Annotated in this window: 21 protein-coding genes and 1 pseudogene; 8 read left to right on the top strand and 14 right to left on the bottom strand. The window is 68.4% G+C overall.

Annotation, left to right across the window (positions count from 1 at the left end; genetic code table 11):
• Positions 1-68 precede the first annotated feature (68 nt).
• On the bottom strand, positions 69-704 hold the full coding sequence (rnhB, locus tag EI982_RS10060; protein ID WP_157689576.1) for a ribonuclease HII: 636 nt from the start codon (positions 702-704) through the stop codon (positions 69-71).
• Between the two features lie 329 nt (positions 705-1,033).
• On the opposite strand from rnhB, the gene EI982_RS10055 reads away from it, so the two are divergent.
• Positions 1,034-2,707: a Na+/H+ antiporter NhaC family protein gene (locus tag EI982_RS10055; RefSeq protein ID WP_157691138.1), complete on the top strand. Its 1,674-nt coding sequence runs from the start codon at positions 1,034-1,036 to the stop codon at positions 2,705-2,707.
• Positions 2,708-2,750: 43 nt separating this feature from the next.
• Here EI982_RS10055 and msrA read toward each other — a convergent pair whose 3' ends face one another.
• The 6 genes from msrA to EI982_RS10030 form a co-directional block, all read right to left on the bottom strand.
• Positions 2,751-3,296 (bottom strand): peptide-methionine (S)-S-oxide reductase MsrA, encoded by a 546-nt coding sequence (gene msrA / locus EI982_RS10050; RefSeq protein ID WP_157689575.1) that lies wholly within the window; start codon positions 3,294-3,296, stop codon positions 2,751-2,753.
• A 38-nt stretch (positions 3,297-3,334) separates the two neighbouring features.
• The gene (locus EI982_RS10045; protein WP_157689574.1) at positions 3,335-4,615 is read right to left on the bottom strand and encodes a tRNA pseudouridine(54/55) synthase Pus10; all 1,281 of its coding nucleotides are present in this window, start codon (positions 4,613-4,615) and stop codon (positions 3,335-3,337) included.
• 26 nt (positions 4,616-4,641) lie between these two features.
• On the bottom strand, positions 4,642-5,190 hold the full coding sequence (locus EI982_RS10040; protein ID WP_157689573.1) for a DUF4112 domain-containing protein: 549 nt from the start codon (positions 5,188-5,190) through the stop codon (positions 4,642-4,644).
• Positions 5,191-5,232: 42 nt separating this feature from the next.
• A complete protein-coding gene (locus tag EI982_RS10035) occupies positions 5,233-5,421 on the bottom strand; it encodes a hypothetical protein (protein WP_157689572.1) in 189 nt (62 codons plus the stop codon).
• 3 nt (positions 5,422-5,424) lie between these two features.
• Positions 5,425-5,568, bottom strand: a complete 144-nt coding sequence (locus EI982_RS18390; RefSeq protein ID WP_199243587.1) for a hypothetical protein — start codon at positions 5,566-5,568, stop codon at positions 5,425-5,427.
• A 177-nt stretch (positions 5,569-5,745) separates the two neighbouring features.
• Positions 5,746-6,012: a thioredoxin family protein gene (locus EI982_RS10030; RefSeq protein WP_157689571.1), complete on the bottom strand. Its 267-nt coding sequence runs from the start codon at positions 6,010-6,012 to the stop codon at positions 5,746-5,748.
• A 104-nt stretch (positions 6,013-6,116) separates the two neighbouring features.
• Here EI982_RS10030 and EI982_RS10025 point away from each other — a divergent pair, with 104 nt between their 5' ends.
• Positions 6,117-7,256: a site-2 protease family protein gene (locus EI982_RS10025; protein WP_157689570.1), complete on the top strand. Its 1,140-nt coding sequence runs from the start codon at positions 6,117-6,119 to the stop codon at positions 7,254-7,256.
• A 32-nt stretch (positions 7,257-7,288) separates the two neighbouring features.
• On the opposite strand, the gene EI982_RS10020 is transcribed toward EI982_RS10025, so the two are convergent.
• The 3 genes from EI982_RS10020 to EI982_RS10010 are packed head-to-tail and all read right to left on the bottom strand — an operon-like array spanning position 7,289 to position 10,393.
• Positions 7,289-7,924 (bottom strand): helix-turn-helix domain-containing protein, encoded by a 636-nt coding sequence (locus EI982_RS10020; RefSeq protein ID WP_157689569.1) that lies wholly within the window; start codon positions 7,922-7,924, stop codon positions 7,289-7,291.
• Positions 7,925-7,973: 49 nt separating this feature from the next.
• Positions 7,974-9,629, bottom strand: a complete 1,656-nt coding sequence (locus EI982_RS10015; RefSeq protein WP_157689568.1) for a GMC family oxidoreductase — start codon at positions 9,627-9,629, stop codon at positions 7,974-7,976.
• Positions 9,629-10,393 carry a gluconate 2-dehydrogenase subunit 3 family protein gene (locus EI982_RS10010; protein ID WP_157689567.1) on the bottom strand — a complete coding sequence of 255 codons (765 nt, stop codon included), beginning with the start codon at positions 10,391-10,393 and terminating at the stop codon, positions 9,629-9,631. Before EI982_RS10010 ends, EI982_RS10015 begins: the two co-directional genes overlap by 1 nt.
• Positions 10,394-10,538: 145 nt before the next feature.
• Between EI982_RS10010 and EI982_RS18745 the strand changes: the two are divergent.
• The 3 genes and pseudogenes from EI982_RS18745 to EI982_RS10000 all read left to right on the top strand — a co-directional run.
• Positions 10,539-10,628: pseudogene (locus tag EI982_RS18745) on the top strand (DUF7411 family protein); the annotation flags it as partial.
• Between the two features lie 43 nt (positions 10,629-10,671).
• Positions 10,672-10,818 (top strand): hypothetical protein, encoded by a 147-nt coding sequence (locus EI982_RS18385; protein WP_199243586.1) that lies wholly within the window; start codon positions 10,672-10,674, stop codon positions 10,816-10,818.
• Complete coding sequence (locus EI982_RS10000; RefSeq protein WP_157689566.1) at positions 10,818-11,018, top strand: hypothetical protein; 201 nt, start codon at positions 10,818-10,820, stop codon at positions 11,016-11,018. Before EI982_RS18385 ends, EI982_RS10000 begins: the two co-directional genes overlap by 1 nt.
• Here the strand turns inward: EI982_RS10000 and EI982_RS09995 are convergent.
• Together EI982_RS09995 and EI982_RS09990 are read right to left on the bottom strand one after the other, a co-directional pair.
• Positions 11,015-11,791 carry a metal-sulfur cluster assembly factor gene (locus tag EI982_RS09995; protein WP_157689565.1) on the bottom strand — a complete coding sequence of 259 codons (777 nt, stop codon included), beginning with the start codon at positions 11,789-11,791 and terminating at the stop codon, positions 11,015-11,017. The genes EI982_RS10000 and EI982_RS09995 overlap by 4 nt on opposite strands.
• A 3-nt stretch (positions 11,792-11,794) precedes the next feature.
• A complete protein-coding gene (locus tag EI982_RS09990) occupies positions 11,795-12,859 on the bottom strand; it encodes an amidohydrolase family protein (RefSeq protein WP_157689564.1) in 1,065 nt (354 codons plus the stop codon).
• A 100-nt stretch (positions 12,860-12,959) separates the two neighbouring features.
• On the opposite strand from EI982_RS09990, the gene EI982_RS09985 reads away from it, so the two are divergent.
• Entirely contained in the window at positions 12,960-14,000 is a 1,041-nt protein-coding gene (locus EI982_RS09985; protein ID WP_157689563.1) for an NAD(P)-dependent alcohol dehydrogenase, read from the top strand.
• Here EI982_RS09985 and EI982_RS09980 read toward each other — a convergent pair whose 3' ends face one another.
• Positions 14,001-15,704 (bottom strand): GAF domain-containing sensor histidine kinase, encoded by a 1,704-nt coding sequence (locus EI982_RS09980; RefSeq protein WP_157689562.1) that lies wholly within the window; start codon positions 15,702-15,704, stop codon positions 14,001-14,003.
• A 79-nt stretch (positions 15,705-15,783) separates the two neighbouring features.
• A complete protein-coding gene (locus EI982_RS09975; RefSeq protein ID WP_157689561.1) occupies positions 15,784-16,107 on the bottom strand; it encodes a hypothetical protein in 324 nt (107 codons plus the stop codon).
• Positions 16,108-16,431: 324 nt separating this feature from the next.
• On the opposite strand from EI982_RS09975, the gene EI982_RS09970 reads away from it, so the two are divergent.
• Both EI982_RS09970 and EI982_RS09965 read left to right on the top strand, forming a co-directional pair.
• Complete coding sequence (locus EI982_RS09970) at positions 16,432-17,598, top strand: M20 family metallopeptidase (RefSeq protein WP_157689560.1); 1,167 nt, start codon at positions 16,432-16,434, stop codon at positions 17,596-17,598.
• Positions 17,599-17,659: 61 nt separating this feature from the next.
• Entirely contained in the window at positions 17,660-18,952 is a 1,293-nt protein-coding gene (locus EI982_RS09965) for an ArgE/DapE family deacylase (protein ID WP_157689559.1), read from the top strand.
• Positions 18,953-18,973: the final 21 nt, after the last annotated feature.

The following is an 18,973-nucleotide window of genomic DNA, read 5'->3' as shown; positions in this document are numbered from 1 at the left end:
GAATACTGTACCGGTGGTTCGCCAGAACGGTCCGGTGAACCACCGGCACTGACTTACGACAAACAGTATCAGAAGTCGGCCAGCGACGACTGCTCGGCCGCCGCGAGCACGTCGTCACAGGTCGCCCACGACGCCCGGGCACACGCCGGCAGGTGCCCGTGTTCCTCGACGTACTCGGCGAGGAAGGTCCGAGTCCGCTCGTCGCTCGGGTAGCCGCTCCCGACGTCGCCGTACGCCTCGGTCAGCGCCTCGACCCGGGCGTCCCGCTCCACCTTGGCCACGACGCTCGCGGCCGCGACGTGAGCGTTGCGTTCGTCCGCGCGGTGTTCCGCCCGCATCTCCACGGCGGCGTCGACGGCCTCGCGGACCCGCCGACCGAACCGGTCGGCGTCCACGTCACCGGCGTCCACGACGACGCGGTCGTCGTCGGCCGCGACCGACGCGATGGCGTCCGCCTGAGCCGCGACGGTCAGGCCGTTCATGTCCGTCCCGGGGTCGTCGATCCGGGCCGGCGTCACGACCGCCACGCCCACGTCGACGGCGCCGTCGCTCCGGAGGCGGTCGGCCAACTCGTGGCGGCGGTCCGGAGGCAGACGCTTCGAGTCGTCGACGCCGTCGGGGAGCGCGTCCCCCGGCGCCCGGACCGCGGCCGCGACCATCGGACCCAACACCGGTCCCTTCCCCGCCTCGTCGGCGCCGATCATACCCGCAGGTGGCGAGGGCGCGTCAAAGCCGTTCGGATCCGCGAATCAGTCGTCGGCCGGTGGCGTCAGCGTCGGCGTCTCGGCGGCCTCCTCGTCGTCGGCCTCCTCCCCGTCCGCCTCGCGCCGGGCGATCAGTTCGATCGGTTTGCGGTGGTGACACATGGTGAACCCTCCGTAGTTACGTTAGCGACGAGACATAAGCGTTGGGCTGTGATCGACGCGGGATCGCACCCCAACTATTATTTCAGAATGACAACTATCCCTGCCGTATGGCGACTTCGTACGGAGCACTCGCGTTAGCGCCGCCACTGCTGGCCATCGTCCTCGCGATGACGACCCGGCAGGTGCTGGTGTCGCTGTTCGCGGGCGTGTGGATCGGGGCGCTGATCGTGGCCGGCTGGAATCCCATCGCGGCCACCGCGCTCACCATGGACTGGCTCGTGGAGGTGGTCCGCTCGCCGTTCGACACGAAGTTCATCCTCCTCATCATGTTCATGGGGGCCGGGGCCGCCTTCATCTATCGCTCCGGGGGGATTCTGGCGCTGGAGCGGTGGATCGGGGACCGGGTCGACAGCGCCCGCGACTCCCAGATCCTCACCTGGCTCATCGGCGTGTTCATCTTCTTCGACTCGTACACCAGCACCGTCGTCACCGGGAACGCGACCCGGGAACTCTCCCAAGAGAACCAGTCCTCGCGGGAGATGCACGCGTACGTCCTCGACTCGACGACGTCGCCGGTGACGACGTTCGGTCCCGTCTCGAACTGGATCGGGTTTCAGGTGTCGATGGTCATCGTCGGGTTCGAGGCGGTCGACGTGACGCTCTCGGAACTCGGGGTCAGCGCCTTCGGCCTGTTCCTCCAGAGCATTCCCTGGAACATCTACTGTTTCATGGCCTTCTTCATGGTCGGGTTCATCTCGCTCACCCAGCGGTTCTTCGGGCCGATGCTCGACGCCGAGTGGCGTGCCCGGTCGACGGGAAAGACGATCCGTGACGACGCGACTGCCCTCTCGAACGTCTCCCAGGACGTCGGCGAACCGAGCGAGCGGAACCCCTCGCTCGTGAACTTCTTCGTTCCGATCCTGGTGTTGCTGGTCGTCGGGCTGGTCTCGATGTGGTGGCTCGGCGGCGGCTACCAGCCCGACGTCGACGTCGCCACCGCGTTCCAGGAGACCGACGTGGCGCTCGGACTGCTGTACGGCGCCTTCGCGTTCATGCTGGCGGGCTTCGCCGGCGCGCTCGGCCTCCGGACGATGGATCTCGAAGCCGCGAGCGAGACGATCATCTCCGGCTTCAAGACGATGAACATCGCCATCGCGATCATCGTCCTCGCGTGGGCCATCGGCCTCGCCGCCGAGAACGTGGGTACCGCCCAGTTCATCGTCGACACGATGGTGGGTAGCGGCGTTCCCGGGAGCTTCCTCCCGCTGATCATCTTCGTCGCCGCCATGTTCATCGCGTTCACGACGGGCACGTCGTGGGGAACGATGGGTATCCTGACCCCAATCGCGATCCCGCTCGGCTACGAACTCGTCGGGCCGTCGATCCTCCCGGTGTTGCTCGGCGTGCTGTTCGGCGGCGCTATCTGGGGCGATCACAGCTCGCCCATCAGCGACACCACGGTCATGTCGTCCATCTTCGCCGGTTCGGACCACATCGACCACGTCAACACGCAGATCCCGCTCGCCGCGACGGCCGCCGGGGTCACCGTGGTCGTCCTGTTGCTCTACGGTTTCGGGCTCCGGACCCCTTTCATCGCGCTCCCGCTCGCGTTCGTCCTGACGGTCATCGCCGTGCTCGCGCTCAACAAGTTCGACGCGAGGCGCAAGGGACTCCCCGAGGTGATGCCCCCCGCCGAGGCCATCGACGCGGACGAACCCGCCCGCGACGCCGACGTCGACGACGGGAGCTACGCGTACCTCTCGCTGGTTCCGGTGGTCTCGGTCGTCGTCGTCCTGTCGTATCTCGTGCTCGTGTTCGCGTTCGCCACGCTCGGCGGCTGACGTCTCCCCGTTCGCCCGTGTCGACGTTCGTCCGCGCCGACACTCACTCCTCGGCCCCGGCCACGCGGTCGGCGAACGTCTCGCGGACCTTCTGCATCTTCGGCCGTATCTGCACCTGACAGTACGCCCGTTCGGGGTTGTTCGCGTAGTAGTCCTGGTGGTACTCCGCGGCCGGGTAGAACGTCTCTACGGGTTCGACCTCGGTGACGATAGGGTCGTCGTACGCGTCGGCCAGGCGCTCGATGGTCGCCTCGACGGTCTCCCGCTGTGCCTCGTCGTGGTAGAAGACGGCCGAGCGGTACTGCGAGCCGACGTCGGGTCCCTGTCGGTCCTTCGTCGTCGGGTCGTGGAGGGCGAAAAAGACCTCCAGTAACGCCTCGTAGCTCACCACCGCGGGATCGTACTCGACCTGGATCGCCTCGGCGTGGCCGGTCGACCCCGAACAGACCGCCTCGTAGGAGGGGTCGGGGACGTCGCCGCCGCAGTAGCCGGAGGTGACGCCGTGGACCCCGGCGAGTTCCTGAAACGGCGCTTCCAGACACCAGAAACAGCCACCCGCGAGCGTCGCGACCTCGTGGTCGTCGGTCATGTGGTCCCGTAGGCACCGGAGCGGTATGTACGCAGCGCCTACAGGAAGTACGTCTCGTCCTCGAACGGTTCGTCCTCACCCGTCACGGCGAGGACGTCGAGCGCCGTGACGCGGGCGTCGACCCCGAGCAGGCCGGCCAGACTCGGTTCGGTCCGTCCCTCGTCCCCGGAGACGAGTTCCTTGATGTAGAGGCCCCCGGCGCCGTGTATCTCGACCGTGGCGTGACGGGGATCCACGAGTTCGCCCGTCGCCTCGTACACCTCGCGGGTGCGGGTCAGGTTCGCCCGCCGGTGGTCGACCCGCTGGGGCGTGTACTGTTCGACCGTCGCCCCGTCGAGGTCGTCGAGGGCTGCGGCGAGGGTGTCGGCCTCGACCGGGGCATCGAACTCGACGTCGGCCCGGTAGGTCTTGCTCGCATCGAGTTCCTTCACCCGCTCGACCATCCCGTAAGTGGCGAGCCGGAGCCCGGTCACCTCGACGGCGCCGTCGGCGAAGGCGTTGACGTCCGACTCCAGTCGTCCGACGTCGATCCGGCGTCGCCGCGGCTCCTTCACCTCGACCACGAAGGGCCGGCCGGTGTCGAGCATCCGGGCGTCGACGTCCTCTCGGCCCGCGCCGTGGAACAGGGCGTCGACGCCGTCCATCACGTCCTCGACGACGGGCGCGATCAGCTCCTCGACGCTCCGGTCGTAGAGGTAGCCGCTCCCGTCGCAGTGGTCACACGGCTCCCGGCCCCGGCGACCGCTGCCGTTACACTCCCGGCAGGGCCACTCGGTCTGTGGGATCCCGCGTTCGAGTTTGCGGTACCGGCCGTAGACGAACGCGGAGTTGATCGTGGTCTCGACCCGGTCGTCGGCGACGTCGAGGACGAACTGTACGTGCGGGCGCTCGAAGTCGACCTCCGCGTCGACGCGGCGGCCGATCCGCTTGCCCACTTCGCGGTTGAACTCCATCTTGAAGGGTTCGCCCGCGTCCGGCTCGGCGTCGACCTCCTCGCGGAGCAGGCGCTCGTTCTCCTCGATCAGCGGCGGCGTCCGGGTGCCGACCTGGTAGGTGTCGAACTCGACGCCCTCGACGGCGTCGGCGGCCCGGGCCGCCCAGTCGTCGAACTCGGTACACCGGCCCTCGCACACCCAGCAGTCGGCCGTGTCGACGGGGTCGAAGTCGTCGTCGTCGTCGAGGGCGGCGGCGATCCGCAGGGACCGGCCCCGCTCGGCGTTGGTCAGTCCGAAACTCCGGTCGGCGAACACGCGCCCCAGACACGCGTCACACACCGGCCCCGTCGCGGCGAGTCGGCGCGCGTCGTCCAGGAGGGTCATACCGCCGAACGGGGCGGCGCGCGTAATTAAGTTACCATTCCCAGGGCGCCGGCGAGCCACCAGCCGAGCGCGGCTAGGGCGACGATGGTCGCCACGCCGAGGCCCACGGCCCCGAGGCCGACCGACCACAGGTACCGCCTGTCGGCGGCCGCCGACGCCGGATCGGCGAGCCGGGCGTCGAGCAGCCCCACGGTCCGGCGGTTGGCCTTCCAGTACGCGTCGAACAGATCGCCGGCGACGGGGACGGCCCCGACGACGGCGTCGATCCAGAGGACGAACGCCACCCGCGCCAGCGTCGCCCGCGGGACGCCCGTGCGGACCGCCACCGAGAGGACGTACGCCGCGAGGGCGGCGCCGACCGCGTCGCCGACTACCGGCACGAGGCCGATCACCGGGTCGAGGCCGATCCGCCAGTGGGTGCCGGGCACGCGGATCGAGTCGTCGAGGAGGCGACTCAGGTCGCGGAGGCGCCGGAGGTCCGCGGCGACCGCGGGGTCGAGGTCGACGGCCGGATCGGCGCCGTCGCCGCTCCGGACGTCCGGGTCGTCGACCGTGGCCGCCGACGGGCGAGTCACGACCTACCTTACGGGTGCGACGGACAAAGCGTTCCGGGTCCCTCAGCGCATCCGGTCGAGCGACCGGGCGGTCGACCGATCGGCGGTGACCCACTCCGTGGCGATGTTCCCGCTCTCGGGGGAGAAGATGGTCAGTTCCGACGGGTCAGCGGGGTCGTCGAAGAGACACTCCAGTTCGAACTCGGGCGTCGAGCGCAGCTCCGTCGTCGCCGGCGGGTTCGTGGCCGCCATCGGTCAGCCACGACACCGTACGCACAGTTTCCGGTCGATACCGTCGCCGTCGGCGGGAGCGATCTGCCCACAGCCGACACACCGGACCCGGGTCCGGGCGTACTCCGTGTGCGATGCGATCCGGGACGTTTCACTGTTGCGGCTCATACTCCAACATACGTCCAAGGGAACAAATAATTTTGGGAAGTAGCGGGTACAAAATGGGAGCTAAGCACCGTTTACTGTGGTCGGCAGCCACGGCTCCGAACGCCGTGATTCGGGCGGCCGCCGCGCCGGTCGGTAGCCTCACGGCTGGCGGGTGCGGAGAGCGGGGGAGAAAGCGGGTTACGCGCCGGCGCGCTGGAGGGCGTCCTCGATGTCGGGTCGCTGGGTGACGCCGACGAAGCGGTCGACGATGCCGTCGTCGTTCTCGACGACCACCGTCGGGAGGGACTGTACCTGATACTCGTTGGCGGTGTCCTGGTTCTGTTCGACGTCGACTTTCTCGAACTCGACGTCCCCGTAGTCCTCGGCTAGTTCCTCCAGAATCGGGTCCTGTGCGTCACACGGGCCACACCAGTCGGCGTAGAAATCGAGCAGTCGAACGGTCATTGGTCCGTCGACCGTACCGGATCGGTTCGCATAAGCGTTTGCCAACCGGCGACGATTCCGATCCACGAACCACCTGTTAATTGTCCCGCCGCGCCACTGTCCGTATGCGAAGCTACACGATCACCGAGATCTGGGACATCCCGATCCGCATCAACACGTCGTTGTTGCTCTTTCTTCCCATCCTCGCGTGGCTGGTCGGGAGCGGCCAACAGATCGAACTCTACGCCGGGTTCATCGAGGGATTCACCGGCGTCGGGTTCGACCTCGCCCGCCTCCGCGCGGGATCGACCCCGTGGCTGATCGGCATCGCTGCGGCGGTCGGGCTGTTCGTGAGCGTGACCGTCCACGAACTCGGTCACTCGTGGGTTGCGCTGCGCTACGGGCTGGAGATCGAATCGATCACCCTCTGGATCCTCGGCGGTATCGCCGCCCTGACGACGTTCCCCAAGGAGTGGGACCGCGAGTTCTGGATCGCCATCGCCGGCCCCGTCTCCAGCCTCCTCGTCGCCGCGGTCTGTTATGCCGGCGTCCTCCTTCTCCCCGGCTCGTTCCAGGTGTCGCGGTTCGTCGTCGGCTGGCTCGCCATCACGAACGTCGTCCTGGCGGGGTTCAACCTCCTTCCGGCCTTCCCCATGGACGGCGGCCGGGTCCTGCGTGCGCTGCTCGCCCGGTCGTATCCCTACGGCACCGCGACCCGGATCGCCGCGCGGATCGGCGTCGGCTTCGCCTTTCTCTTTGCCATCGTGGGCGTCCTCAACTTCCAGATCATCCTCCTGCTCCTCGCCTTCTTCATCTACGGGGCCGCGACGACGGAGTCGAAGACGGTCCTCCTCGACGAGCTCCTCGACGGCATCATCGTCGGCGACATCATGACCGGCGACCCCGCGACCGTCGCCGCGTCGACGACCGTCGAGGACTTCGGCACCCGCCTGCTCCGTGACCGCCGGCCGGTCCACCTCGTGACGGACGACGACGGCACCCCCGTCGGTATCGTCACGCTCGACGACCTGAAGGATGCCCCCCGTGGGGATCACTCCTCGATGACCGTCCGGGAGATCATGCGCGACGTGCCCCGGATCGACGCGACCGCCGACGCCTTCGATACCCTGGTCCAACTCCAGGGGATGGGCGGTATCGACGCCATCGTCGAACGCGACGGGACGCTGGCGGGTGTCCTCTCGGAGGCCGACTACGCCCACGCCATGACGATCCAGCGCGGGTTCCGGAGCGGCGTCGGCGGCTGACGGGGCTGCTCGACGGGTCCTGACCCAGCCGGCTACTCGGCGAGGAGCTGGTCCAGGAGTTTCGCCTGGGCGGCCGCGAGGTGTTCGGCGAGCGTCGACGGGTGGACGTCCAGTTCCGCCGCCACCTCCTCGGCGTTCGCTCCCCGGGGGTACTCGAAGTAGCCCATCTCGTGGGCGGTCTCGACCACCTCCACCTGCCGGTCGGTCAGACGGCCCCGGTCGATGAACGTGGCGTCGCTCCCGGCGTCGGCGTCGACGGTCCGACAGAGCTCCCGGATCGAGGCGTCGACGCCGTAGTCGTGGAGTCGGTCGATCACCGCGTGTGCCAGATCGGCCGACTGGAGGTGGACCGTCACGTACAACACCCCGTCGGCGGCGCGGACGTCGCCGGCCGGCACGTCGAGCGACTCGACGACCTCGCAGGGACACCGGCGGTCGCCGTCCCGTTCGAACTGGTAGACCGCCTCGTTCTCGTACTCGAACACCCGGTCGACGCCCGGCAGGTCGGTGTCCGTGGGCACGTCGCCCCGACACTCCTCGACGACCGTCTCCCCGCCCTCGGTCCAGGTGACGTCCCGGAACTCGGTCCCCGTCCGCTCCGAGAGCGCGGCCACGGTACACGCCTCGCTGGCGTCGATCCGTAACTCCACTCGAAGGCCCGTGGTCATGTCGTGGGGGATCACCGCGCGACGTTCATTAACCTTCGTGACGGTCGTGTCAGACCCACTCCGTGGCGATCTCCTCGGCGGTCCGGAAGGCGAGCGCGTAGATCGTCTCCGTGGGGTTGTACCCCGCCGACGTGACGAAGGGGCTCCCGTCGACGATAAACAGGTTGTCGACGTCGTGGGCGCGGCCGTAACTGTCGACGACGGAGGTCTCGGGGTCGGTCCCCATCCGGCACGTCCCCATCAGGTGGGAGCTCCCGCGGTGGTGGATGTCGGTGCCGGCGGTCCAGACCTCCGACGCTCCCGCGGCCTCGAAGATCTCCCGACAGCGGTCGACGACGTACGACTGGGCCCGGAAGTCCTGGGGGTGGTTCTCGAACGTGATGTCGACGCCGGGAATCCCCCACTCGTCCCGGTTGTTCGGGTCGGGACGGATCCGGTTGCGCTCCCGGGGGACGTCCTCGACCGGCGCCCACACCCAGACGACGTTCTCGAAGTCACCCATCTCCGCCATGAACTCGTCGCCCCAGCGGGGCGTCCCGGGCGGGGTCTTGCCGCCCGCGTACAGCTGTTTCCAGTTCCCGCCGTACAGCATCGGGGCGTTGATCGAGGCCAACTGGAGATTGCTCCCCGTGACGAAGTCGACGTCCTCGTCGATCCGGTTCGCGAGGATGAAGTCGTCGACGGCCTTGTTGCTCCACGTGCCGCGGTTCTGCTTGGTCGGCTCGTCGAACTTGGCGAAGATCTGGGTGTTGTCCATGTGGAACATGAGGTTCCGGCCGACCTGCCCGCTCCCGTTGGCCAGCCCGTCGGGGTGGTGTTCGGACGCCGAGTTGAGCAGGAGCCGCGGCGTCTCGACCGCGTTGCCGCTGACGACGACCGCGTCCGCCGTCAGGTCGCGCTCGGTCCCGTCGGCCTTGTCGACGTAGCGGACGCCGGTGACCCGTCCCTGGCCGTCGACGAGGACCCGCTTTGCGACACACTCGTCCCGGAGGTCGAAGTTCTCCGCCGTCAGCGTCGACGACAGCTTCGCGACCAGCGAGTTGGACTTCGCCCCCCGGACGTAACAGCCGTAGAAACAGCAGTGGCCACAGTACGTACACGACGGCCGGCCGTCGTACTCCTCGGTCAACACGGCCTGCGGCGAGGGGAAGGCCTCGTACCCGAGTTCGTCGGCGCCGTCGGCCAGGAGCTCGCCGCTCCGGGTCTCCGGCACCGGCTCCATCGGATACGACCACGAGTCGGGGTGTGTCGGCTGGCCACCGTCGGGCCCGGAGATGCCGATCTCCCGCTCCGCGCGCTCGTAGTACGGGACGAGGTCGTCGTAGTCGACCGGCCAGTCCGCGAGGTTCGCGCCGTCCAGGTCGCCGAACTCCGAGCGCATGTTGAAATGCTCGGGAAGGAGCCGCCACATCACGCCGCAGTAGTGGACGCTGCTCCCGCCCACACACCGACCGTAGAGGTTGAACTTCCCGGTGGTGCCGGCGTCCGCGCCCGTGTCGTCGTATCCGCGGTACCGCTCCGGCGTGTCGTGGACCGTGTTGCTCAGCCGCGCGTCGATCACGTTCCGGAGTTCGTCCTGGTCGTGGGTCCCGGGCATCGGTCCCGCCTCGATGCCGACCACGTCCAGTCCCTCGTCGACCAGTTCGCTCGCGACGACGCCGCCGGCAGCGCCCAACCCGACCACGATCACCTCGGCGTCGGCCATTACGAGCCACCCCCCTCCTCGAACTCGCCGTAGAGGTCCGGCGGCCGCGTCTTCGTCGCCTCGTGTTCCGCCATGGACTTCCACGGCGGCTTGAGCTCCTCGGGGGTGTACCCCTCGACGAACGGACCGACGTACCCCGCCTGTCGCCAGCCCCCCAGGTCGACGTTCCCGCCGTACTTGGGCTGGGCGTAGTATCCCTCGACGGCGTGATCCCGGAGCAGGGCGACGAAGGCCGTCGAGGGAACCGTCATCGACACCGGGTTGGGCGTGGGCACGTCCTCCCACCCCGGTGCTGACCGTTCGGTGACCTGCGAGAGGAGGTCGTCGACCGCCGCGTCGTCGAGGTCCGTGATCGGCCGGTCGAACAGCGCCCGTGCGGTCTCCTGTAGCCGGTCGATGCCGTCCTCGTAGGCCGCCTGGAACCGCCGGTCGTCGTGTGCCGTCTCGTAGAACGGCTCCCGCCGGAGCGCGCGGTCGATGTATCGGACGACCGCGAGGTCGGTCCCCGAGGGGCGGTCCTCGCTCCCGGGCAACAGCCGGTCCACGAGGGTCGAGACGACCGCCGCCTGTTCGGCGTCGAAGAAGTCGTACGGCGACTCGGCGGTTTCGGTCCCCGCCGCGGTCTCGGCCCCCGTTTCCGTCGGCGTCGGCGTCGCGGTCGAGTCGCCCGTTCCGCCCGAGCCACACCCGGCGGTGCTCGCTACGGCGCCCGCGCCGGCCAGTCGAACGAACGTCCGTCGATCGAGTTCCACTGTCTCTGTCATGGGTTCACCTCGCGTCGGATCGTCGACGAGACTGCCACCGCCCGACGGCGAGCCGTGGGCCGTGGTGCCTCGACACACGGTGACACGTCCGGCGGCCGGCTAAGCCTTCACCCGTGATACTCGGGGGGTTGATCCGCCCCGTCCCCGTCACGCCCTCGAACGCGTCGCCGCCCTCGACGTGGCCGCCGTCGCCGACGGCACCTGCCGGGACGACCGCGTCCCGACCGTCGACCGACGCCGGCGAAACCCTTACCTGCAGACACTTGGTACCACGACACATGGCGCTGTCCGCCGACTGCCAGCGGTGTAGCGAGTCGTTCGACTACCGCGAGGCGACCTGTCCGCACTGTGGCTGGCGCCGCGACGACTGGACCGACGGCGGCCGATACGGGCTGGGACGCCCCGGAGTCGGGGGACGTGACTGATGGGGGCCGAAAACGAGTGTCTCGGCTGTGGCGTCGACTTCGACTACGACGAGGGTGCCTGCCCGGCGTGTGGGTGGGATCCCGAGGACTTCGCCGCGCGCGGTCGCTACGGGCTGGCGAAACCCGGACACGGGGAACCCGACGACGACGGCGACGGCGGAGCGCGCGGCCCGCCGCCGGGACCCGGGGGACTGCTCTAGCGGGACGACAGTGGCGGCCGGTCGGCCGCGGTGCGTGACTCGTGGAGCGCGTCGCACACCGACCCCTGACCGCTCATGTTGACGCCGGCGGCCCGCGTCCGGTGGTGGACCGTCTCGAAGGCGTCGGGATCGATCGGCTCGCCGTCCGGCGTCCGGAACAGCTCCGCGTGGTCGTCGTCGAGTAGCCCCGTCGCCGCCGCCTTCTCCAGGTAGCGGGCCAGGGGGTCGGCGTCGACCCCGACCGCGAACGCCCCGTCGCGGAGCCACACGTGGGCGCGGTCCGCGCCGTCGTCGAGTTCGACGTCGGACCGCGTCAGTTCGGCGATCTGTTCCTCCGAGACCCCGGCCGCGAGGAGCGCCCCCGTGGCGTCGTGCTGGCGGGCGAGCCGCGCCTTCTCGTCGAGTTCGGCCCGGACGGGTTCGACGCCCCCGTCGGCGTCGGGGAAGGCCTCGGCGAAGGACAGCCCCTCGTTGACGCCGCGGTTGATCTCCGTCTCGTGCATGTGTTCCTGCAGTTCGACCGCCGCCCGGGTGACCCCCGGGAGGGTCTCCACCGCGTCGCGGGCGTCGGTCGCCATCATCCAGGCGAACGCCGGCGAACACCACGCCGTCGGGAGCGTCACGGCGACGCGCACCTCCCCCCCGTCGATCCTGATCTCGTCGACGTAGTCGAGTTCGACGATGGAGGTGTCGAGTTCGGGATCGGTCACCCGGTCGAGGCGCTCGCGGACGCGGGCGGTCGTGACGTCGTCGTCGCGTGAGTCCGTGGACATGGATCAGTCGTCGGCCGGCGTCGCGTCCGTCCCGGCGTAGTGATCGCCGAGGCCGAACTCCTCGGTCGCCTCGTCGGACCGGAACTCCCGTTTCTTCTCCTCGATGTCGATGTCGTACAGCTGGGCGGCGTTCTCGCCCATGATCTTCCGTTTGGTCTCCAGGTCGAGTTCGACGCCGTACTCGTCGCGCTGTTCCTCGGTCAACTCGGCGTTCATCACCACGTCGACCAGCCAGTCGGGGTTCCAGAGCGCGTAGTCCGACCCGAAGAGGAGGCGGTCCTCGCCCAGCCAGAAGAGGAGTTCGCCCATGATCTCGCCGAACTTCCGGGGGCGATGGACGGCCATCGGCGCCGCGACGGCGAGGCCGCCGTAGACGTTCGGCTCCTGAGCGGCGATCCAGCAGAAGTCGTCCAGCCGCGGGAGGCCGACGTGTTCGACGACGAAGTTGAGTTCGGGGAAGGAGGTGGCGGCGTCGTCGACGTCGGCCACGTCGAAGGCGTCGCGGTTGAGCGGCCGGATCGTCGGCCCCTTGTGCGGGTGGATGTTCCGGATGCCGAGTTCCGCGCACTTCTCCAGGAAGCGAAACGACTCCTCGCTGTCGAGTCGCCACCCCTTCGACTCGCCGCGCCACTCCGCCGTGTAGAGTTTCACGCCCTGGAGGTCGTACTTCTCGTTCAGTTCCTCCAAGTATTCGAGGCCCTCCTCGCCGTCCCGCGGGTCGAAGGTCCCGTTGACGACGAACCGCTCGGGGTACTCCTCCGCGAGTTCGGCGTTGTCCTCCGCCGTGTTGAACCCGTCCTGGTAGAAGTCGGTGAGGTAGGTGGGCTGGAAGATGCCCATATCGACTGCGGCCGACCCGAACAGGTCCTTCGCCATCCGGTCGGCGCCGTACTCGCGGTACTCCTCCAGCGACCACTGGTGTTCCTCCGGGGTGAACGCCGTGTGGTAGTCGTAGAAACACTGGATGAACTGCTCGCCGCCCTCGTGGATGATGTTCTCCTCGCTCGCGTCCCACAGGTGCAGGTGCGAGTCGATGACGAACACGTCCTCGCCCTCGTACTCGTACATGGTACGACCGTCCCTGAGTAATGACAGCCAATAACTATTATGGTCGTCCATGATTATCGACGGAGCAACATTTTTGCCGTCGGGTGCGGACGCCTCGAACATGCTCGCCGCACGACTCCACGAGTACACGGAGGAGATGAGCGACGCCCTCTCCATCGACGAGGTCGGCCGGCCGAACGCCGAGGGTCCCGACGACGTGATCGTCGAGGTGGAGGGTGCCGGCTGGTGTCAGACGGACAATCACATCATCGAGGGGATGTGGACGGAGTACGCCCCCCAGGAGCTCCCGATGACGCTCGGCCACGAGAACGCAGGGACCGTCGTCGAGGTGGGCGAGAACGTCGACATCGTCGACGCTGGGGACCGGGTGATCTGTCACCCCCACATGACCTGTGGCACCTGTCGACCCTGCCGGCGTGGCGAGGACATGTACTGCGAGAACGCCCGGTTCCCCGGGTTGACGACCGACGGCGGCTTCGCCGAGTTCCTCCACACGAACGAGCGGGCGGTGATTCCCCTCCCGGACGGCGTCGATCCGGCCGACATCGCGCCCCACGCCGACGCCGGGATCACCGCCTACCACGCCGTCAAGAAGGCGGTCGCCGAACTCGCTCCCGGCGACCACGCGGTCGTCGTCGGCGTCGGCGGCCTCGGACACATCGGTCTCCAATGTCTCGACGCGATGAGCGCCGCCGAGATCACCGCCCTCGATCTCAAGGCCGAGGCCCGCGAACTCGCGGCCGACCTCGGGGCGCACCACACCCTCGACCCGTCGACGGTCGACGTCGCCGCGGAGATCGACGCCATCACCGACGGCGTCGGCGCTCAGCAGGTCATCGACTTCGTCGGCGCGGACGTGACGACGGGCTACGCGCCCGACATCGTCGCCGCGGGTGGCGACCACCACGTCGTCGGCTACGGCGGTCACATCCACGAGCCGTCGCAGGCGCTCGTCAACGGCGAGTTCGCGTACAGGGGCACGCTCGTCGGCCGCTACGCCGAACTGCAGGAACTGGTCGCGCTGGTCGAACGCGGCGACGTGGCCCTGCGGACCTCCCGCTACGACCTCGACGAGATCAACACCGTCGCCGAGCGCCTCGAACACGGCGAGATCGAGGGGCGGGCGGTCCTCGTCCCGTGATCACTCGTTCTCGAACCGCGGGGGTTCCACCCGCTCGTCCCCGCCGGCGACGACGTCGTCGAACTCGAATCGGGCGCCCCCATCCGCGCTCTCGGTCACGCCGACCGACCAGCCGTGAGCCTCCGTGATGTTCCGCACGATGTTGAGTCCGAACCCCGTCCCGTCCGGATCGGTCGAGTAGCCCGTCTCGAACACCCGTTCGCGTTCGTCTTCGGGGATCCCCGGCCCGTCGTCGGCGACGTAGAAGCCGCCGTCCGTGCGCCCGACGGTGACCGTCGTCACCCCCTCTGTGGCGTCGCCGCCCCGGTCCGCTCCGTCGGCCGTTCCGCGCGTGAAGCTCTCGGTCTCCGGCCGGTTATCGGTGGAACCATGTTCCACGCAGTTCCGAAACAGGTTCTCGAACACCTGTGCGAGGCGTTGCTCGTCGCCCTGCACCGTCCCGAGGTCGCTCTCGACGACGAGCGTCGCGCCCTCGGTGTCGGTCGTGTTCCACGCCCTCTCGACGACCGACTCGAGGTCGACGCGGTGGAACTCGCTCACCGTCCGGCCGTTCCGCGCAAGCGTGAGCACGTCGTCGATCAACTCGTCCATGCGGTCCAAGGCCGACGACACCTGCTCCAAGTACGCGTCGTCCCCCTCCGCCGCTTCGACGGCGAGTTCGAGGTTACCCTGTGCGACGTTCAGCGGGTTTCGGAGGTCGTGACTCACGACGCTCGCGAACTCGTCGAGGCGCTCGTTCTGCCGGGCGAGTTCCCCTTCACGTCGCGCGAGTCGGTCCCTCGCAGTCATCGAATCGAGGGCGTGTCCGATGCTCTCGCCCAGATCGGAGAGCGCCTCCTGCTCCGTCGCGTCGAACACGTTCCCGCGGTTGGCGTAGATACTGAGGAACCCGTAGACGGCGTCCTCGCCCACCAGCGGGACGACCGCCATCGACTCGACGCCCTTCTCGGCCAGCATATCCCACCAGGGCTCCAGACTCGGCTCCGCGAACACGTCCTGAACCGGCTGTATCTCCTTCGTCCTGATCGCCTTCCCGCCCGGTCCTCGGCCGACCGGATCGGACGGGTCGACGCTCACATCCAGCGATTCGATGTACTCCTCCTCGTGACCCGCCCACGCCACCGGCCTGACGCTCTCCGTCTCCGGTACGTACCGTCCGATCCACGCGCTGTCGTAGACGTTCGACCGGGTGAGTTGCTTACAGACCGTGGTCTCGAGTTCTTCGCGATCGGTCGCGTTCACGACCTCCCGGGTCGCGATGCGGAGCGTGTCGTTGATCCGGGTCAACTGTTCCGTCCGTCGTCGCTGCCGCCGCACCCGCGCGTCGTAGACGCCGACGGCGAGTCCCACGGCGGCGCCGAGTGTCACCCCGCCGAAGAGGACGTACTCGACGGGCGTAGCAGTCGGCCCGCGAGCCGTGACGGTGAGAAACAGCCACGCGGTGGCCACGGCGAACACCGCCGCCCCACCGCCGACCCACGCCAGTATCCGTCCCCCCGATCCCTCGGGGACGTAGCCACCCCGGAACATCGACACCCCGACCCAAACCACACTCAGCGCGACGAGCAGCGGTAGGAGGCCTCGCACCGCCATCGCCTCCGGTCGGGGCCACGCTCGCACCACCGCCGTCAGGTGTACGACCACCAGCAGGAGGCCGCCACTCACGAGGAGCGACCCACCCTGCCGTGTCGACAGCCTCTCCATCGTTCGTAGTGCCTCCCGTCCCTTGAAATAACTACGGCCTGGGAGAATCAGCTCCGAGAACGACGGCGGTGGGAACGCGTCAGCCCCGTGATCGCCAGGCAGGTGCGGCGTCGAGCGCCGGTCGGGCCGCCTCGAAGTCCATGCGGGCGGCGCCGTAGAAGTGCTCTCGGCCCGTCGGCGTCCGGACCCGTACGACCACCGTCTCGCCCGTCACGTCGAAGACCGACACCGCCCAGAGCGCGTCGCGGTGCTCCCACTCGCCGTGACACGAGACGCCGTCGTCGTCGATCACTCGGGAACCGAGTTCCCAGCTCAGCCGCGTCAGATGAGCGAGGTCGAAGGGGACGACCTCGGGGAGCTGTGCGCCCGCACCCCCCGATCCACGGGAACCACGTGTTGCCATACCAGTCGCCACGCCGTCCCACGACAAAAACCTGACCGTTCGTCCGTGACCGTTTGGCCGGCTCCCGATACCACGCTTCGGGGGATCCGTCGTCTCGTGTAACTAGATCCCTATATTCGCCAAACAATCGAAATAGATTGGCACAAAATTTCATACACCAGTAATTATATCACGCAATATTGTAAAACAGGGGGTGAGTTGGCGGCCGGCCCACGGTGTGGCGTTCCGGTCATCGGTTCGGCCCGTGGCTGGGGTCGCTCCCGCTCGCGGATAGCCGCGGACCGCTTCGCCGGACGACCGCCCGGCCGTCCTCGACGACCAACGATGTCACACCAACACTCGCGGACCGACGACGAACTGACCGCCCTCATCGGCGAACTGGTCTCGCTGGAGACGGAGAACCCACCCGGACACGAGAAGCGAGTCGCTGAGTTCGTTCACGAGTGGCTGACCGATCGTGGTATCGACGCCACGTTCGTTCACGAACCGTACGCGGACCGCCCGCAGGTCGCCGCCCGGGTCGGCGACGGTGAGCCGACCGTCGTCCTCAATGGCCACATCGACGTCGTTCCGGCCGGTGATCGTGACGAGTGGACCCACCCGCCCTACGCCGCCGAGATCGACGACGGACGGCTCTACGGGCGCGGTAGCGCCGACATGAAAACCGGCGTCGCGGTCGGCATGATGGCCCTCGCCGATCTCGGGGCGGAGATCGGCACCGATGACCTCTCCGGATCGATCGTCTTCCACGCGGCGATCGGGGAGGAGACGGGTGAACCCGGCACGAAGACGCTCCTCGAACGGGGGTACGGTGGCGACTACGGCGTCGTGCTCGAACCGACGGGGATGCGGACCGCGACCAGCGAGAAGGGACTCGCGTGGTACGAGATCACGGTCGCGGGCGACCCCTCACACGCCAGTCGACCCGAGCAGGGCGACAACGCGATCACGAACGCTCGGCCGGTGCTCGACGCGCTGGAGTCCTACGACGCCGAGATTGCCGACCGCGAGGACGAACTCGTCGGGCAGGCCCACGCGACGGTCACGAAGATCGAAGCCGGGACGAAAGAGAACGTCGTGCCGGAGGACGCCGTTATCACCATCGACCGTCGGTTCCTCCCCTCGGAGTCGGCCGACGCTATCGACGACGAGGTCGACGCGCTGCTCGCGGACGTCGAGGCCGACCACGGGATCGAGACGTCGTGGGAACGCACCCGGACCTACGAGTCGGCGGCGATCGACGTCGACAGCGATCTCGCGGACGTGTTCCGGGAGCAGTCGGCCGAACACGCCGACATCTCCCCCGATCCCTGGGGTGTGAAGGGCTCGACTGACGTCCGGAACTTCGTCAACGACGCCGACATCGAGGCGATCACGTGGGGGCCGGGGGAGCTCGGTCAGGCCCACACCTACGACGAGAGCGTCGATCCGGCCGAGGCCGCGGTCGGCCTCCGAACGCTGAAGGCGTCGGTCCGGGAGCTTCTGGAGTGACACCGCTCACGTCACTGCTCCTCGCCCGGCGGAGACGGCCGATCCGACACGGGGACCCGAGGTGACCGGGACGGTCGACAGGCGGGAGATCTACGACGCGGTCGACGAGCGCGTCGACGAGATGGTCGAGTTCCTGTGTGACTTCCTCGCCATCGAGACCGAGAACCCGCCGGGTCGGGGGTATCGGGCGGGTGCCGCCTTTCTCGTCGAGGCGATGGACGAACGCGGATACGACGTCGAGACGGTGACGGTCCCGGAGGCGGTCGTCGCCGACCACTACCCGGAGCGAACCGACCACGACCGGGTCAACGTCCTCGGACGGAAGACGGCCGAGCGGCCGGGGCCGGACGTCCACTTCACCGGCCACTTCGACGTGGTGCCCGCGGGCGAGGACTGGGGTTACGACCCCTACGATCCGATCGTCGAGGACGGCCGCGTCTACGGCCGGGGGGCGAGCGACATGAAGTCGGGTATCGTGGCCAGCCTCTTCGCCGTCGACGCCCTCGAAGCGGCCGGCGTCGTCCCCCGCGGGTCGATCACCCAGAGCATGACCGTCGACGAGGAAACGGGCGGGTTCACCGGCCTCGCGTACCTCGTCGACGAGGGCTACGTCCACGAGACGAACACCGACTACTGTGTCTACACGGAGTGTTTCGACGCCTCACGTGTCTGTCTCGGTCACCGTGGCGTCCTGAAGTTTCACGTCACGGCACACGGCGAGAAGGCCCACGGCTGTATGTCACACGACGGGACCAACGCGATCACGGCGATGCAGGCGCTTCTCGCCCGTGTCGACGAGTACGAGAGCGAACTCCACGACCGGACGACGGAGCTCCCGGTCACGCCGCCGCAGTCGAGGTGTGCGGACGTCTCGGCGACGATGATCGACGCCGGCTACTCCGAGAACGTCGTCCCCGACCGGTGTCGGGCGACGTTCTACCGCGTGCTCGTGCCGGACGAGACCGTCGAGGAGGCGCGGGCGGAGATCGAGGGGCTACTCGCGGACGCCGGGGCAGCGACCGGCGTCACGTTCGGGTACGACGAGATCATGGTCGCCGAGCCGACCAGCGCGTCACGGGACTGTACGGTCGCCCGAACGTACGCGCGGGAGATCGGTGCGTTCTACGACGACCCCGAGTTCGTCGTCTCCCCCGGGTCCGACGACCAGCGGTTCGTGATCAACGACGCGGGCATCGAGGAGTGTATCGTCTACGGTCCGGGTCTCTTGGAACAGGCCCACGTCGACGACGAATACGTTCCGATCGACGCGCTGGTGACCGCCACGAAGGTGATGGCGGCTTCGACTGCCGACCTGCTGATCGAGGGCGGCCTCCCGGCCTCCCGGGCCGACTGATCCCGGATCGCCGAACTCCCG

Source organism: Haloplanus salinarum (assembly GCF_009762275.1).
Classification (GTDB): Archaea; Halobacteriota; Halobacteria; order Halobacteriales; family Haloferacaceae; genus Haloplanus; species Haloplanus salinarum.
This window is presented reverse-complemented; position numbering and strand designations above follow the sequence as displayed.

Bases quoted from the DNA above. Each gene is read 5' to 3' on its own strand.
- rnhB (WP_157689576.1), bottom strand. From the start codon at position 704: ATGATCGGCGCCGACGAGGCGGGGAAGGGACCGGTGTTGGGTCCGATG.
- EI982_RS10055 (WP_157691138.1), top strand. From the start codon at position 1,034: ATGACGACCCGGCAGGTGCTGGTGTCGCTGTTCGCGGGCGTGTGGATC.
- EI982_RS10030 (WP_157689571.1), bottom strand. From the start codon at position 6,012: ATGACCGTTCGACTGCTCGATTTCTACGCCGACTGGTGTGGCCCGTGT.
- EI982_RS10010 (WP_157689567.1), bottom strand. From the start codon at position 10,393: ATGACAGAGACAGTGGAACTCGATCGACGGACGTTCGTTCGACTGGCC.
- msrA (WP_157689575.1), bottom strand. From the start codon at position 3,296: ATGACCGACGACCACGAGGTCGCGACGCTCGCGGGTGGCTGTTTCTGG.
- EI982_RS10020 (WP_157689569.1), bottom strand. From the start codon at position 7,924: ATGACCACGGGCCTTCGAGTGGAGTTACGGATCGACGCCAGCGAGGCG.
- EI982_RS09980 (WP_157689562.1), bottom strand. From the start codon at position 15,704: ATGGAGAGGCTGTCGACACGGCAGGGTGGGTCGCTCCTCGTGAGTGGC.
- EI982_RS10000 (WP_157689566.1), top strand. From the start codon at position 10,818: ATGGGGGCCGAAAACGAGTGTCTCGGCTGTGGCGTCGACTTCGACTAC.
- EI982_RS18390 (WP_199243587.1), bottom strand. From the start codon at position 5,568: ATGAGCCGCAACAGTGAAACGTCCCGGATCGCATCGCACACGGAGTAC.
- EI982_RS10035 (WP_157689572.1), bottom strand. From the start codon at position 5,421: ATGGCGGCCACGAACCCGCCGGCGACGACGGAGCTGCGCTCGACGCCC.
- EI982_RS09975 (WP_157689561.1), bottom strand. From the start codon at position 16,107: ATGGCAACACGTGGTTCCCGTGGATCGGGGGGTGCGGGCGCACAGCTC.
- EI982_RS10045 (WP_157689574.1), bottom strand. From the start codon at position 4,615: ATGACCCTCCTGGACGACGCGCGCCGACTCGCCGCGACGGGGCCGGTG.
- EI982_RS09990 (WP_157689564.1), bottom strand. From the start codon at position 12,859: ATGTACGAGTACGAGGGCGAGGACGTGTTCGTCATCGACTCGCACCTG.
- EI982_RS09985 (WP_157689563.1), top strand. From the start codon at position 12,960: ATGCTCGCCGCACGACTCCACGAGTACACGGAGGAGATGAGCGACGCC.
- EI982_RS10015 (WP_157689568.1), bottom strand. From the start codon at position 9,629: ATGGCCGACGCCGAGGTGATCGTGGTCGGGTTGGGCGCTGCCGGCGGC.
- EI982_RS09995 (WP_157689565.1), bottom strand. From the start codon at position 11,791: ATGTCCACGGACTCACGCGACGACGACGTCACGACCGCCCGCGTCCGC.
- EI982_RS18385 (WP_199243586.1), top strand. From the start codon at position 10,672: ATGGCGCTGTCCGCCGACTGCCAGCGGTGTAGCGAGTCGTTCGACTAC.
- EI982_RS10025 (WP_157689570.1), top strand. From the start codon at position 6,117: ATGCGAAGCTACACGATCACCGAGATCTGGGACATCCCGATCCGCATC.
- EI982_RS09970 (WP_157689560.1), top strand. From the start codon at position 16,432: ATGTCACACCAACACTCGCGGACCGACGACGAACTGACCGCCCTCATC.